Origin of the sequence: Paenibacillus sp. FSL L8-0708 (genome assembly GCF_038009325.1) — a bacterium.
Classification (GTDB): Bacteria; Bacillota; Bacilli; order Paenibacillales; family Paenibacillaceae; genus Paenibacillus_AQ; species Paenibacillus_AQ odorifer.
In genome coordinates this window covers 5,714,765-5,730,459 of the sequence record NZ_JBBPBC010000001.1, presented here as the reverse complement: position 1 = coordinate 5,730,459, position 15,695 = coordinate 5,714,765, and the positions used below count along the sequence as shown (strand labels likewise).

Annotated in this window: 13 protein-coding genes and 1 tRNA gene; 8 read left to right on the top strand and 6 right to left on the bottom strand. The window is 43.4% G+C overall.

The genetic code is table 11. The features are described from left to right. Positions 1-23: 23 nt before the first annotated feature. The 4 genes from NYE58_RS27190 to NYE58_RS27170 are packed head-to-tail and all read right to left on the bottom strand — an operon-like array spanning position 24 to position 8,926. Entirely contained in the window at positions 24-6,590 is a 6,567-nt protein-coding gene (locus NYE58_RS27190; protein ID WP_445671770.1) for an SNF2-related protein, read from the bottom strand. 45 nt (positions 6,591-6,635) lie between these two features. After that, on the bottom strand, positions 6,636-7,088 hold the full coding sequence (locus tag NYE58_RS27180; protein WP_341003493.1) for a DUF6075 family protein: 453 nt from the start codon (positions 7,086-7,088) through the stop codon (positions 6,636-6,638). Continuing rightward, positions 7,072-8,145: a ParB N-terminal domain-containing protein gene (locus tag NYE58_RS27175; RefSeq protein WP_341003492.1), complete on the bottom strand. Its 1,074-nt coding sequence runs from the start codon at positions 8,143-8,145 to the stop codon at positions 7,072-7,074. The genes NYE58_RS27180 and NYE58_RS27175 overlap by 17 nt, the downstream gene beginning before the upstream one ends. Continuing rightward, positions 8,114-8,926, bottom strand: a complete 813-nt coding sequence (locus NYE58_RS27170; protein ID WP_341003491.1) for a ParA family protein — start codon at positions 8,924-8,926, stop codon at positions 8,114-8,116. Before NYE58_RS27170 ends, NYE58_RS27175 begins: the two co-directional genes overlap by 32 nt. A 232-nt stretch (positions 8,927-9,158) precedes the next feature. On the opposite strand from NYE58_RS27170, the gene NYE58_RS27165 reads away from it, so the two are divergent. The 3 genes from NYE58_RS27165 (at position 9,159) to NYE58_RS27155 (ending at position 11,296) form a co-directional block, all read left to right on the top strand. Next, positions 9,159-9,244 (top strand) — tRNA-Leu (locus tag NYE58_RS27165). Between the two features lie 320 nt (positions 9,245-9,564). After that, positions 9,565-11,157 carry a sensor domain-containing diguanylate cyclase gene (locus tag NYE58_RS27160; RefSeq protein WP_341003490.1) on the top strand — a complete coding sequence of 531 codons (1,593 nt, stop codon included), beginning with the start codon at positions 9,565-9,567 and terminating at the stop codon, positions 11,155-11,157. Next, positions 11,150-11,296, top strand: a complete 147-nt coding sequence (locus NYE58_RS27155) for a hypothetical protein (protein ID WP_179087010.1) — start codon at positions 11,150-11,152, stop codon at positions 11,294-11,296. Before NYE58_RS27160 ends, NYE58_RS27155 begins: the two co-directional genes overlap by 8 nt. 59 nt (positions 11,297-11,355) lie before the next feature. Here NYE58_RS27155 and NYE58_RS27150 read toward each other — a convergent pair whose 3' ends face one another. Further along, positions 11,356-12,381, bottom strand: a complete 1,026-nt coding sequence (locus NYE58_RS27150) for a ketopantoate reductase family protein (protein WP_076276780.1) — start codon at positions 12,379-12,381, stop codon at positions 11,356-11,358. 199 nt (positions 12,382-12,580) lie between these two features. Here NYE58_RS27150 and NYE58_RS27145 point away from each other — a divergent pair, with 199 nt between their 5' ends. The 5 genes from NYE58_RS27145 (at position 12,581) to NYE58_RS27125 (ending at position 15,210) form a co-directional block, all read left to right on the top strand. Continuing rightward, on the top strand, positions 12,581-13,099 hold the full coding sequence (locus tag NYE58_RS27145; protein WP_076128868.1) for a TetR/AcrR family transcriptional regulator: 519 nt from the start codon (positions 12,581-12,583) through the stop codon (positions 13,097-13,099). A gap of 183 nt (positions 13,100-13,282) precedes the next feature. Next, the gene (locus NYE58_RS27140) at positions 13,283-13,969 is read left to right on the top strand and encodes a cyclase family protein (protein WP_076218835.1); all 687 of its coding nucleotides are present in this window, start codon (positions 13,283-13,285) and stop codon (positions 13,967-13,969) included. Positions 13,970-14,244: 275 nt separating this feature from the next. Then, on the top strand, positions 14,245-14,460 hold the full coding sequence (locus NYE58_RS27135) for a hypothetical protein (RefSeq protein ID WP_076128872.1): 216 nt from the start codon (positions 14,245-14,247) through the stop codon (positions 14,458-14,460). Then, positions 14,454-14,714 carry a hypothetical protein gene (locus NYE58_RS27130; RefSeq protein WP_340977048.1) on the top strand — a complete coding sequence of 87 codons (261 nt, stop codon included), beginning with the start codon at positions 14,454-14,456 and terminating at the stop codon, positions 14,712-14,714. Before NYE58_RS27135 ends, NYE58_RS27130 begins: the two co-directional genes overlap by 7 nt. Before the next feature lie 205 nt (positions 14,715-14,919). Beyond that, complete coding sequence (locus NYE58_RS27125; protein ID WP_076218834.1) at positions 14,920-15,210, top strand: helix-turn-helix domain-containing protein; 291 nt, start codon at positions 14,920-14,922, stop codon at positions 15,208-15,210. Between the two features lie 82 nt (positions 15,211-15,292). Here the strand turns inward: NYE58_RS27125 and NYE58_RS27120 are convergent, their stop codons facing one another. Continuing rightward, a complete protein-coding gene (locus NYE58_RS27120) occupies positions 15,293-15,640 on the bottom strand; it encodes a hypothetical protein (protein WP_341003489.1) in 348 nt (115 codons plus the stop codon). Positions 15,641-15,695: the final 55 nt, after the last annotated feature.

The following is a 15,695-nucleotide window of genomic DNA, read 5'->3' as shown; positions in this document are numbered from 1 at the left end:
TTTTCGATGTCCACAAATATATGTTAGGTTTCATTTTCTTGTTGATAATTATTATGCGCCTTTGACCATCCATGGTTTTCATCATTAATTATCTGTCCTTCTTGAAGTTCCTTAAATTCAAGTGATGAATTGATCTCCGATTGCCGAGCGACAAGTTGTTGAAGTTGAGCATCAAACATAAAAGGTTTTTTAATCTCCTTCTTAGCATCCTCTAATTGACGGAGTGAATTCTCACGTTGGTTTTCGGTAGTGGTGATTTTTGTAATGATTTTATCCGGCAAGTTCTCCAGTCGAGAAATATTTCCGAGAGCAGAATCGCCCAATTCCGTGTTATACCCAGTACTACCCCGAAGTTCTATGTTCACTCGATCAAAACTCATTCGAGAAATGAAAAGTTCAAATCCACGAAACTCTCCAATTTTTATCGCCTGATGATCCATTTCCATCGTTTTGGCTAATAACAACAAAACTTCCCCGGCCTTGGAACGTTCGGTGTACTCTTTGCCATCTAATGTAATGGAGAAGTTCAATTGATGATGTTGCTCAGCCAAATTCCAGTCTGCTTTATAGTGCCCTAGGTTTTCAGCGCAAGAGGCAATGATCTGCGGAATATGATATTGAATCTGGCGCTCCAACATCGCCTGCTCATTCTGCCAATTCGTCTTTAGCATCTTTAGCCGCATCACTTCATTATCGACCTCCATTTTTTCCGCCAGCATAGGATTGCCTACGGCGATGGCTTTAACCTCTGCTGCAGATAGGACGGTCTCATCGGCATCCTGACAAGAACGGGAAATACTCTTGCCAGTCATCACCTGGGAGATGTAGCTCAGTTTCTGCTCCTGGATTTGCCACAGATAAGAGTCGAATGTTCCCTTGGTAACATAGCGGAAAATCTGTACTGCCTCGTTCATATTGCCTTGCCGTAAGATGCGGCCATCGCGTTGGGTAATGTCTGAAGGACGCCAAGGGCAATCCAAATGATGTGCAGCAACAAGTCGAGTCTGTACATTGGTTCCGGTGCCCATTTTTTGCGTGGAGCCTAGTAGCACACGGACCTCACCGCGACGGACCTGTTCAAACAAGGCCTCCCGAGCCGCATCGGTATTTACGTCATGGATAAACGCTATCTCATATTCGGGAACGCCGCGCTGGATTAATTGTGTCTTGATTTCATCATAAACATTAAATCGTCCGGGCTTTGGCGTACCACTGTCGCTAAAAATGACTTGAGTTAAATTATCGGCCCGTGTTTCATTCCAGGTATCGTAGACGTTCTCGATGCATCGGTTCAGCTTGGAATCAACTTCAGTTGGAGCATCTTCATATACCAACCGAGGATCAATGGACATTAGCTTTGCTTCGTGCGTGAGCTTTAGCATATTATCCTCGCTGGCATCCACATCGTTATTGCGGATTTTTTCGGCGCGCTCCACGAATTCGTCCATCATTTTCTGCTGAAAAGGGGAGCATTCACTAATCACAATGGTTGCTTTGTCGCCCTCAAGCTTCGGAGTAGGTAGCTGCAGCATGTCAGCAGTTTGAATGTCAGCAACGAGTCGAAATATACTCATCAGTTCCGGCAAGTTGTGAAACTTGGCAAATCGGGATTTCATCCGATAGCCGCTGCCCTCTGGAGTAATTTCGAGAGAGGAGACTACCTCTCCAAATGTCGCTGCCCAGTTGTCAAAGAAGTCCAAACCCAGCCTTTGCAAAAGGCGGGGCTGGAGGTAACGCTGCATAACATACATCTCGGACATACTGTTACTTATTGGGGTGCCGGTGGCGAATACAACACCGCGGCCTTGATTGATTTCTTGCAGGTACTGACATTTGAGTAGCATATCGGTTGCCCGTTGACTGCTGGATTTACCGATACCGGCAACGTTACGCATCTTGGTAAAAGTGAAGCAGTTTTTGTAAGCATGAGCTTCATCAACAAAGAGCATATCTACACCAAGCTGTTCAAAGGTAAGAAGATCATCTTTTTTACTTTCGTTGGTTAAGCGTTCTAATCGTGATTTGAGGTTGTTCTCAAAAACAACCATTTGCTTGATACTCCAGTTGTCGCCTTTTTCTTTTTTGATTTGGTTAATCGTCTGGGAAACATTGCTGATTTCGTTCTGTAAGAGCTGTTCTTGTCGCTCTCGGGAAATTGGGATTTTCTCGAATTGGCTGTGGCCAATAATGATGGCATCATATTCGCCCATTGCTATGCGGGATACAAATCGTTGACGATTGGATAGCTCAAAGTCCTTTTTTGTAGTTACCAGGATGTTAGCGCTGGGGAAAAAGCGTAAAAATTCGTTTGCCCATTGTTCGGTAAGGTGGTTGGGAACACAATACAGGGGTTTGTGAATCGCACCGATTCGTTTGAGATACATTCCGGAGGCAATCATTGCTGCTGTTTTCCCAGCACCAACTTCATGAGCCATCAGTGCAGTACCCGAATAAATAATACGAGCTGCCACATCCTTTTGGTGTTTACGTAGACTCATTTCTTCATTCATCGCCTGGAAAACGAGATGATCACCACTATAAGCTCGCGGGCGAATTGTATTAAACTTTTCGTTATAGATCGAGAGTAGAGTATCTGCTCTAGTCTTATCTCGAAACAGCCAGGAAGCAAAGGCCTCTTTCATCTGCTGCTGTTTAGCACGGGCAATCATTGTTTCTTTGGCATTGACAACATACTTAACCTGCTCGTTACCGCTTGCATCTAAATAGGTAACGGGATCGCGAATTGTAATGCTTTGAAGATTCAAGCTACTTTCATAAATTTCATAAGCATTTGCTCGTCTTGTACCGAAGGTTTGATTGACCTTGATGGAGCTCGGTTCGATGCTCTTCCCGGAGACACGCCATGTGTTTGTGAATTCTAAATAATTTACATCTACAGTCTGCGAATTTCGCAGTACTTGAGAGGTCTCGAAGGTCTCATACATGAATTCCCGGTAGTAACGAACTGGAATCCATGGACTGCCGATACGAAAATCAATGTCGCCAGGCAACAAGGGGGCCGGCTGCACACGGGCTAGAGCGTCTACATTTCGTTGAAACAAGTCGGGATGCTCTTGTGCCTTTAGTGTTGCATAAGTCAACTTGTCCCGGACATTACCAGATAGGTATTCCTCATCAAGTTCCCAACCTTCCTCTTCGTCACCACTATACTTTTGAGGATTCAGATAAATCCTTTCCCCAAGGGCTTCTTTTACTTCAGTAATACTCTGATTACACAGGTGGGCAATATAAGCGAGGTCGATTCGTAAACGATGATTTAAGCATATTTGCATTGCTTCCAATGGGTTATCGGTATGCTCAGGCAGTGCATTAATTCGAATGGTTGGCCTGGTGAATATCGCGGCTTTGTTCCAGGTTTTCTCTGGGGTAAGGTCCTCGATCGAGCGAAGGAGTGGTAGTTGATCATCATCGGCAAAAGCAGAGGTATTTGCCCGATCATTGATATACCCATTCTGTTGGACAAAGCGGTCATAAACCTTATTAAGTTGAGACTGGGCATGTTGCAGTTCTGGGAGTTCGTATCCATACTCTCGAGATTGAATATTAATAACATCCAGCAGAGCTTTGCGGATCTCACATAATCCTTTTATGCGGTCTGCCTTTTTTCCCTTAATATCTTGCGGTAGAAGTAATCCATTCTCACAGTAGAAGAGCTGACCTTGTTCTTCAATGAATGTGTAATTTTTGGTCCCCAGTGGAACTTTTCTGCTGACTGGTTCTTCGTCCTCATCCCAAAGAGGAGAGAGTCTGTTTATAGACTGTTCAGTTGAATGACCAATCATTTGAGGGAAGTCAGCCTGCAAGGATCCAAGCGCTTGCTGCAGAGTAGGAAGCAGATTTTGTTCTTCATCTGGGATACATGCGCTAGATTTTTCTGCGCCGTACATACCTCGATCCCACTGCATCTTTCCGAGCATCATATCGGGATGGGAAAGATAATAGCGATTCACAGGAATGCCCTCTGAAGTCTCGTCAACGTGAACCCATTCAGGCATATTTTCTTGGGAGAGGAGAAGGGGAGACTCGCGTTTCTGCAGAAACACGATATCCGTAGTAACTGTAGTACCTGCAAGGAATTGGAAGGTGGTGTTCGGCAACCGTACCATACCTATTAATTCGGCTTGTTGAGCGATGAGCTGGCGTACTGCTGAATCTTGTTTATCCATAGTTCCTTTACTAACGATATAGGATAGTATGCCGCCCGGCTTGAGTAAATCCAAAGAGCGGAGAAAAAAGTAATCATGGATAAGGTGGCTGCTGGTAAAACGACGATCATGTATTCGGATATTGTGAAACGGAATATTGGAAAATATAGCATCAAAGCGCATATCGCGCCAATCTACACTCTCAAAGGCTTGTAGGTGTATAGATGCCCTGGGGTAGAGCCGACGGGCAATTCTGCCGGTGACTGAGTCTAATTCCACGCCATGCAACTCTGCATCTTCCCATTCCGTGGGGAGTACGGAGAAAAAGTTACCACTGCCCATTGCAGGGTCCAATATCCGGCGGCCTGTTCCTTCCATTAAGCCGAAGCGCAGAAAGGTAGCATGGATGGTTTGGACAATTGCTTGTTCTGTGTAGAAGGCAGTAATAGTAGAGTTACGGGCAGCGGCATACTCCTCTTCATTGAGTAATTGCTTCAGCTCAGCATATTCATTCTCCCAGCCCTTGGCTGAAGGGTGAAAAGCATTCGCTAGGCCACCCCAACCCACGTAACCGGCTAAAATTTGTTGCTGTTCCGGGGTGGCCTGCTGCTGGTAACTTTCCAACAGCTTAAGTAACTGTATGGCTTCTACGTTGCGCTTATATTTGCTCTTTGGGCCTGATACATAAGGGGAATGATCAGGATGAAAACGATAATTTACTGTAGGTGTTGCCAAAGAGATAGGCTGTGCTTCACTCTCTGATTCTTCATCCAGTGGAATACTGCTATCCTGGCTTAAATCTGGAGGGTGATTTACTATCTCATCATTTGAAGCAGTAGTTTCCATTGATGATTGCTCGGCAAAATCAAATAATGTCCACTCTGGCTCTGTCGGCGGAAAAGGAGCGAGTGTCTCATCATAGCGACCTTCCGCAATCAACTGAAGGAAGGTGTCGCTTATTTTCTTCCATTTATATTGCTCTTGATGTGGTCCGCTTGAGTCTCTCCAATCAATCGTAACGCCCTTTCCATCGTACATATATCCAATCAAGCCATGCTCAAAATCGCCTCTAGCACCACTAATGCCATATAAAGGTTTTAGAAATGCAATCAAATCGGCAGACTTCACTGGATGATGCTCAACCACAAACTGATAGATGTGCTGTTTTCTGGATTCAACACCTTTACCGCTGGATAGCAAGTGCTCGAGCATTTCTTCTCCAGTTGGGTTTGTAATTAAGCCAGAAGCAATGCCGGGCATAAAAAAAGAACCGCTATGTAGCGGTTCGGATGATTGGGTGGAAGTGATTTTGGGATCGATTATCTTGGTTTCAACACGATGTCGTTCAGGACCAATTCTTCTGCTGTTGATTTGATCTGGTTCAGGTGTCTTGCTCGTTCCAGTGTATCGTCGGTCTGTGGCATCGGGCGCAGATGAAGTATTTGTTCGGTCAATTGTTCCAGACGCTCTAAAGCTTCCTGTTCGACCTTGTGCATTGTTTCCATAAGAGCTCCCTGCATCAAGAGAATCTGGAAACGCTGTGTATGATTGTCCCGAAGATAACTCATTGCCATCCGACCGTACCTGCCCAAAGGTTGCTGGTCTATTTTGGCTTCGTTCGAAATGTTCAAGTTGGGATACATCAGACCGTCGATTTCGCGATACGTCAGGTTCGGGCTGTTCCGATTGTTCATTTTGCAAACTCCTTTCTGCTTCCATGATTTTAATATATCGAGCAATATCTCCAAGCAGGCTGCGGGCTAGAATATTGATTTGGTTACCTAGCCTTGCGGCCAACGGGAGCGTATGAAAATGAGTGATGGTGGTAAAGTCTACATTGTCAGGTTCAGGTAAATGACAGCGCTGATGGATAAGATAGCGAAGACTGTCTCTAATTAAATCTCCGATATGCTGTTCCAGACCCTGCAGAGGGACCGTTCCTAAGAAATGATCCTTGATATCAAGTTCGATATCCTGTACCCAATCGTCTAATGAAGAAAGAACAACTGAATGCGTCATCTGAGAAATAGCTTCGGATAAAATCAGTGTATCGTAAGAAGTAAGTCTTCCCGCTAGCTCTTTTGTGTCCACCTGATTCAAATTCCAAAGCTGTGGAGCGTTCTTACCTGTCGTCTGTGATACGTCAAACAGATAGGTTAAGGTGGGGCTATTCCCCGAAGTGAAGTCGCAAACTGCGACACTCTTCTCACCTTTGCGAACATACCTCCCCAGTTGATTCCACAAAGACAAGGGAGCCAGCATGGTTGCACTTGGTCGTTGGGCATAAATCAGTAAGCTATTATCAAAGGAGTACTTATAAATAGATGCTGCAAAATCTAAATATCTGATCCAAGCATCTGCACCTTGTGTAATTTCTGCAATGGCAGAAACGTAAAGTTCTTGAAGGTGGTTTACTCGATTCATGACCGGCTCTCCTTTCTTGGGGTTTGGAATGCGAGTAGACAGAAATCAGTTTCCTTGTTCATAGAAGTCCGGCAGATTATTATCACTCAGGGAGAAGGGTAATGGAGGTAGCTCCAGGTCACGGGCATATGCTGCATAACGTAGCTTAATGGATTCGCAGAAGTAGGATATCAGATTTGTGTCGAATAAATAATACGGATTGTAATTTTGAGGATGGTCATTGTTTAATTCACTGTCTCCATGAAAGCCGTTGAATAGGTTAAAGGCTAACCGAGAGATTTTCATAGTGGTGCTGGTTTGCCAGCCCTGTTGCAAGCCTTCCAGACGAATGCAGTTTTCTTGGTGGTCATAAAGATCTTTAACATGCTGCCTGGTTTGTGGTGTGAGTCCCAGTGTATAGAACAAAGCTTTATGGTATGGATCGTTCTGGGTATTGGTCATTCGTAAATTACCTTCATAGAACTGCTCATGTTCAATATCCTTAAAATTCGGGTTCATGGATAGTATCCTCCGATTTATTTTGGGCTGAAGTGTACTGTTGTTGATGGGCAAAATACATCTCTAGCGCCCGATCGATGATCTCCTCGACCTCAGAGGCTTTGCTTTGGCTGGAGAAGTACTTGGCATAGACCTTGTGCTTCAGTTTAAATGGTGGCTGAGGTGTTTTACCGCGCGGTTTCCGAGTGGCTTCACCAGATAAAATCTTATTGGCTTGATCGGCACTGAGCTTGCCGGAGTGGCTTTGCAACAGCTCCGACTTTTTCATATCCACTTTAACTCCGTTATCGGCCATGGCTTGTTCAATGATGTTCTGTTCATCTTCAGTTAAATAAGACAGATGGACGGCACATCGTAATGGCAAGTCCGCAGCATCGACTCGTTGTTTTAGTTCAGGAATCAGCTTATCGATGCGCAGTAACCGGGAGACCGAGTTTTTGGATAACCCGTATTCCTCAGCCACCTTATCCCGGCTGGTTGGCCTCTGCCCCATTGGGGCAGAGGTTTCGTTTTCCTTGTTATACTGCGGGTCTTCCAGCTTCTTTAACTCATCGATTATGTCGTTACGCTTCCCTTGTGAGAACATTTCGGAATGCCGTAAAGACAAAACCTTGGCTTTTTCAGAAGGCAACATTTCGCTAAAGGAGCGCTGAAGAACGTTAGTCTCCACGACATACAAAAGGGCTTCTTCGTTGGATAACTTTTCTTTAATGATAGATGGAAGCAGTTCTAAGCCGATAAGCAGTGCAGCGTTCATGCGATTATGCCCCGACAACATTTCGTATTCGTGACCTGTTTCATCCGGTTCGATTCGGCGGATAATAACCGGTACAAGTATCCCGTTGGCTGAAATACTGTCCACCATATCTGCCAATCGCTCTCCTTCATACAGGTGGAAGGGGTGGTCCTTAAAGAACCTAATCTTATTTACAGGTATGGATTGGATGTCTCCTTTTAAGGAAAGAGGCTCTGCTTCATGATTAGATTTCTCCGAAAGTTTCAGCAATTCATCAATACTTCCTAGCTTAGGAGTGATTCGTGACTTGGGCATATTCATGTAGCATCAGCTCCTTTGCCAGATTTTGATAAGCCGCTGTTACCTTTGATTTAGGCAGGTAAGTCATTAAGCTTTGACTATAAAAGTTGGCTTCTCCGACTTTAACTGAGAGCGGGATTTGCGATGAGAAAATGCGGATAATTGATCCGTAGTAGTCTTGAACCAAGTTGAAGGCGTCTTTATATAAATTAGTTCGGGTATCACACATGGTCATTAAAATTCCGGCTATGCTAATCCGCGGGTTAATTCGTTTCTTTACCTTTATGATAATTTTTAGAAGCTGAGTTAGGCCTGTTGCTGACCACAATTGAGGGTTTACTGGAATTAACACACTGTCACTCGCCGCAAGGGCGTTTATCGTTAGTAGACCAAGAGAGGGATTTGTGTCTATAATGATATAGTCATATCTTTGCTTCATGGATTCCAATAATGTGGTGAGAGTCTTTTCACCACCCATTTCATCTCTTAAATTAATCTCAGCAACGGATAGTTCTATGTTGCTTGGGATGAGGTCTATATTGCCATGATTATGAATGTATTCTTCAGGAGCCGGCAATGGTTCGTCGCTCATGAGGGCGTTCATAATATTGAACATTGAAAACTTAAGCTGATCTGGATTCTCAATTCCAAAGCACATGCTCAAATTGCCTTGTGGGTCGAAATCAACCAGCAGCACTTTCTTATCTTCATGGGACAAGGCGCACGCCAGATTGTAGGCGGTGGTTGTCTTGCCTGTACCACCTTTCTGATTGGCGATGGTGATAACGGTTGGTTGTGTCATTGTAAAAACCTCCCCGGAGGTTTGCTCCGAACATATTGTCAATGGTAGGGAGCGGGCTGGTTCTCTCATTTTTCTCTCCGAGTTCTCTCGCAGTTCTCTCCAAAGGCTAAATTTGCTCTTTCTGTTGCTTGTTGCCGGAAACCCTCGTGGCTCTAAGGAAAACACAAAAAACCGTAAAAATCCTTGATTCTACAAGGTTTTTTGCGGATTGTAGGTTCCCTTATATTCCACTGCAGGGGGTTAAAGTCCAAATGACTTCTGGGACTTAAAATCCTGCGGTACGTGAGTACCGTACGGGTTCGACCCCCGTCCTCGGCATCATAGTGAAAACCTTGAGAAATCAAGGTTTTTTTTGTTTTTCTTGAGTAAAACTTCCGTCAAAAGCTAAAGGTTCTGTGTGTCTTGGAATCACATCCGAGCTCACAGAATCAGGTTGATAACACTCCTTTTCAGTGCTTGTCTAATCGCAAGCTTTGGAGAGGAGTTTTTTTAATATGGAAGATTTCATGAACCGCCGTATATCAAACGGTACGCACAGTGGTATGAGAGATCCGAGCCTTTTGATTACTGTCGAATAACATCTTAATTTGTTGTATTATTGATTAATCTAGTTTTCAAGAACCAAGGAGGGTTAAAGTTTGCTTACACTGAGAAGAGCCGACCCGGGTCAAAGTAAAAAGCTCAGTCTTACATCGCTGCTTACGGGCTTGGTTACGCTGGTGGTTCTACTAACCTCAAGCATTCTTTTGATTGGCTCTTACGAGTCCAAAAAACAATCATTGATGGAGACTACACTCCATCTGAATTACTACAACGCTGACCGAATGACCAAAACAATGGATTCCTTATTTCAGTCCATGCGCAGCAGTTTGGAATACAGTGCTGACATACTCTCCGATGACGAAACCTCAACGCCGAAGCAAGTGGATGATAATTTGGAACTGATGCGCAATAGTAGCAATTACTTCAATTCTATCGCCGTGCTCGATGCCGACGGGCTGATCCGCAATGTAGTACCGGCTAGTTTGGGGTCAGCAGGAAACCATATTACTTCTAAGGTCGGTTTGGAAGCTCTGGCGTTAAAAAAACCTTACATATCCTCCCCCTACATGACCCAAACCACAAAGAGACTAATCGTTTTTATGAGTCAGCCGATTTTTAGCAAGAATGGTACATATCGCGGTATTTTGAGCGGCACATTTTATCTGCAGGAGAACAATATTTTGTCTATGATTTTTGGCGACAATAACGTGGACGATTCTGGCTCCTATTATTATATTGTGGATTCAAGCGGGCATCTGTTGTACCACCCGGATAAGCAGCTCATTGGGGAGGATGTCAGCAATAACAAGGTTGTGCAGAAACTCATGAATGGGGAGAGTGGGGAACAGCAAGTGCGTAACACCCGTGACGTTGAAATGCTTGCCGGATACTCCAGCGTTCCAGCCAACGGATGGGGAATTGTGGTCGTTTCGCCGATTAGTGTCATCCATCATCAACTGATGGGGCACCTTCGGACCATTCTCTGGTATTCGTTGTTTCCGTTCATTATCCTCCTGATGGGCGTCATTCTCGTAGCACGCAAGCTGGCCCGGCCTTTTGTGTACCTGGCAAATCTGGTGAGCAGGATGGGCAAGGAAAAGATTGAATTGCCAGAAGCGAAGCCGCAATGGAGCCGAGAGGCAGATCTGCTGACCAAGGCTGTGTTGCTTGCCATGACGGATATTCAGAAGCAGACGGATCAACTGACCCAAGAGGCTACGACGGATGCTCTGACCGGTTTAATGAACCGGAGATCGTTAGAGTATACGATGAGTCAGTGGATTGACTCAGGACAACCGTTTTCGCTCATTGTACTGGATGTAGACAAATTCAAACTCGTGAACGACACTTACGGTCATCTCATCGGCGACGAAGTGCTGAAACATGTAGCCAAAGTTATAGTTACCTCGGTTCGTCCAGACGATGTTTGCTACCGCTACGGCGGTGAAGAGTTCATCATCTTGCTAGCCCACACAAGACCTGAGGAAGCTTTCATCATAGCTGAAAGAGTCCGGCGGGCAATGGAACAAAGCAGGGGGCCAATCGAGACACAGGTTACAATCTCTCTAGGAATCGCCCATTATCCTTTTCATACATTGGAGCGGGAGGGGCTGCTGGAGAAGGCGGATCAGGCGTTATACTTGGCCAAGAGCAGGGGAAGAAACCAGACGAGGGTCGCTGATGTTTGAAACAATGGCTACGCAGACCTGCCATGTGTGGGCTGACCGAATGCTGCACATCAGCACGGGTGGCCCAAGTCAGCGGGCAGCAAAGGACGAAAGTGTAACCTTCCAAGCTGAACAAGGAAAATGTTATTCGCTATTATGAATGTTCGGAGCGGAAACAGTATTTCATCTTTGATGAAATACTGTTTTTTTGTGTGAATGTTATTTATGTTCAACACGTTGCAATAATTCCTTTAAAGCCTTCATCTGCCGGCCTTGAAGTTCTCCCTCTACAATCGAATTCCGTATAGATTCTACATCCTGAGCCTTCACTTTACCCCCATGATGGAAACGATTGAATGCTTGATAATCTAGCGGCAGCATATCTTGTTCCATTTTGAGATGTATTTTTGCTGTCATGCGTGGCCCCATCACAAAACTCATAATCTTACCGATTAGACCATGCTTGGGCAGGGATGCTATTTCACCCTGAGCACGGCAAGCGAGCTGCCAAAGATCTTTATTTGCAATAACGGCTGAGAATTTAGGCCAACCTACGATATCACAAGCAGCGTATACAGGAAAACCTATACTAGAGTAAATATTGAACATCGCCGGACTTACTTGACCACAGCGTGAGACCCCAGAGTTATTGTACAGTGCGCTAAATTGTTTGGCAGCTGATTTATTATTGTTCTCGACCTGGAAACCGACCTTGTTCGCCGGATGTTTGTAACAGACAATGGCTTGGTTAATGAGTTTGGGGTCTGTTGGTGCATGCACAGGCAAATCAGCCTTGGATTGATGACTTAACGTACCCAGTATTCCTCTTAACAGCTGGTCTTCCGGAATTCTCATGTACTGAATGTAATGTTCACGAATCCCGCTTCCAAACGCACTCATAATCACCGTAGTTTTAGAATTACGAACGACATCTCCCAATTTGGATAACGTAGCTACGCCTTCTGGTGAACGGCTCACATTTCCGTCCAATGTAATAATAATAAATTGATACTGCTGAGGTTCTATTTCTTCTATATCTTCTATGACATTAAAGTTGCTAAAATCTTTCAATGTAGCATCGTCATAGCAATATAGTTTCTGAGGAGGAGCGAAGTCTGCTTTTCGTCCTTTTCGTACAAGAAAGGTAACATCGGTGCCTGATAAGTGTAGATGGTAACCTACAGAGAAACCTACTGCTCCTGCACCTACTATAAGAATGTTTGTTTTATCTGAAGTGATTGTCATTGTTAGTTCATCTCCTTGTATTATATAAAAATAGATTTTGGCTTATTAATTCCTCATTAAGTGGACATGTGTTGATTTAATGTCGTGTTGTCAGTATAATCTATACGTCTGAACAATCACAATAATCAATACCTTTGTAAATGTTATGAAGTAAACAGATTACATCTATGATGTTGAAAGGATAGAACAGGAGGAGCATATGGTTGGAACCAAGAATAACAGAAGAACTAAATATACGATTAATCTCATTAAAGAGAGCTTCCTGGTTTTATTAGAAACTAAAAAGTTACCTCAAATAACGGTCACTGAAATATGTAACTACGCTGATATCAACCGTGGCACCTTTTATTTGCACTACAAAGATCCTTTTGAATTATTTGAAGTGATGCAGAATGAATTTAATAAAGAATTGGTGGAAGCATTACAAGAAGGAGGCAGTCCTTGCACATCTGAAGAATCCATGGTCAAACTGTTAAACATTATTCAAGATAAGAAAACCATGTATCAGCTTCTAATTTCAGAGAGTGGAAAAAGTGAATTTTTAACACGAGTTTTACTTGAACAAAATTGGAACGAACCCTTTCTAAGGGACTATTCTTTCACTTACAAGGTTTATGGATCTATTGGTGTCATTAATCAGTGGCTCGAGTCAAACGGGGGAGAAAGTCCGCAAACCATTGCCAATATAATTTATTCTTTGGGTCATCAGAACAAATAGTTTGAAAAATACACACTAAGAGTGGCATTTTAGGAAGCTATATAATAATTACTGCAATAATGTACTATTTATCAACAACTTTAAGCTGTAATATTATCGTTACATTATCGGACCAGCATAAATCCTGTACAAAAAATGAGTATACGTAGAGGGGAATTATGTGATCTATAGGAGCGTGTTACTATTTCAAAATTCGTCGAAATTGGTTACCCAATTTATGAAGGAATGCCTATTTTTCCAGGATTACCAGAAGTGAAATTAGATCCTAGAGAGCGCTTGATTAAAGGAGATGAATGGAACGGAAGTGTGTTAAGCATTTATCTTCATGCTGGTACCCATGTCGATGCACCATGGCATCATTTGAATAACGGTAAGGGGATAGATGCTGTTCCTATAGAAGACTTCATCTACAGAAGCCCACTATTAATTGACTGCCCGCTTGGCCCAAACGGCTTTATCACAATCAACATGCTTGAGGAATATGAAGAACTTAATGAAGCGGATATTCTAATCTTCAACACGAGCTATTGGAAACACAGAGATACGGATTTCGAAAAATACGCCAATAATTTTCCTGCTGTCTCTTCGGAAGCTGCCGAATACATCCGGACGAAGCTCCCAAACTGCAAAGCAGTAGCTATTGATACCTTGAGCATTGAAAATTTGGCAGAAGCAAAAAGAAACGGCTATTTTGTCCATCATGCCTTTTTAGATCATGAGAAATATAAAGAGCCGACAATGCTCATTTATGAAGATATTAACCCAGCTCCATTAGTTGGCAAAAAACTCATTTCTGCCTTCGCAGCACCACTTCGTATTAAAGACCATGATGCTTCTATCATTAATGTAATCGTTGAAATAGAAGATTAAAGGCTATTCAGTAATAGTTGTTTCGCCTGTGATTATATCTGCAACATCATCTCGGACTGTTCCTGTACCGTAGGGGTTCTATCCCCGTCTTATCATCCTTGACCAGAAGATCGCATGACTCTCATGAAATATTGAGGTCATGCGATTTTTTTATTTTAAAAATCAGAGCATTACAGATCGTCGCTGCCGAAGATAATTTGGAGTTGAATTCTGAATAAATTAATAGTTGACAAGGAACCTATCATACCGTTCCTAAAATCAGTGAGCAAGGGGATTTGAGACAAGGATTTGCCCAAATTGCCAGTGCGCCGTTGGAGGGAATCATCAATGCTGCTGATGTCGTCGCCTTCGTCCTAATTGTAGGGGGAGCTTTTAGAATTATTCTGCAGACGGGGGCGATTGACCGGGCACTGATGGCTTTAGCCGGAAGACTCAAAAGTGATTCCGATAGCCATGGTGATTTTCAGCGGTATTCCAAAATGATATTCTAAACCGCCAACACTTCATCAACGAGAACGATGGGATAGAAGTAAGTTTCTCGAATCGGGATAAATTAATTATTGGCGGCTTCATCTTTACCTTGGGGCTTATTGTCTGGGGAATACTGAGCAAAGGCTGGTATATGACTGAGATCGGAGCGCTTTTCTTTGCACTTGGTATTTTTTCAGGGATTGTCACCCGGATGAGTCAAAAGGAAATTGCCGAGAATTTTGTTAAAGGTTGCGGAGAATTTATCTACGTGTGAGTTGTAATTCATCTTGTCAGCGTTTGTAACGATTTTTGGCACAAGTATCTTAGTCCTGATGGTCAAGAAACCCTTGATTTATCAGGGCTTTTTTAATGGTTTTCCTTGAGTATTATTAAAGATACTCTAAATGGCTAAAACTGATTTTAGGTTCAAAAGCTCGTGGATCAATTGTTGGCACAAATCGTAGTGTGGAGGCGGTTAAATGAACACTATTGGGGCAAATATTAAACAACTACGAAAAATACATAATCTTAATCAAACGGATTTTGCTAATAAAATCGGTGTTTCTCAAGGCAGCCTTAGTGATTTGGAATCTGGAAAAGGTAAGCCGGCAATAGAGACGGTTTTCTCAATTTGCTCTGAGTTCGGTTGTTCTTATGAATGGCTTTTAACCGGGAAGGAGCATTCAACTATTGGTGAATTAAGTGGTACAGTAGTGGAGTTATTGCAGACTGTTAAGGGGCTTAACCCTAGAGAACAGCTAGAACTGTGACAGATCGCAAAAATTAAGCGTGATTTACTGAAAAGATGATCAAGCGGAAATAAAAACGTAAAATTGAAATTTTGACGTAGTTTTACATCTTCACATCCAGATGTCGAAGCAGCAAATGGAAGCAGTATATTGTTACCAGACCTATACATGGAATACCACATGAAGCAGACCAGATTGCCCGCCGCCATAATAAGTGAACACTGCGTTGCCGCCAGTATTCAGTTGGGGCAGGACTTCGCTCAACGTTCCCCCCCATCTCTGTTTCATGCTTCATAGAATCGCCCTTGAAACCGTCAGTTTGGCTAATTGTATTATTTTTTACGTATGAGGCAACAAAATCAGTGAGCTCTGCTACTGTTGGATCGTTCAACATTTGCCGCAGAAAGGCATCAAACGGAATGGACTGACCGTCACAAGCATAATTACTCAATCGCGCAGCTTCCCGTCAACTTGAGCCATGATTAGTGAATCCGCACCATGTTATG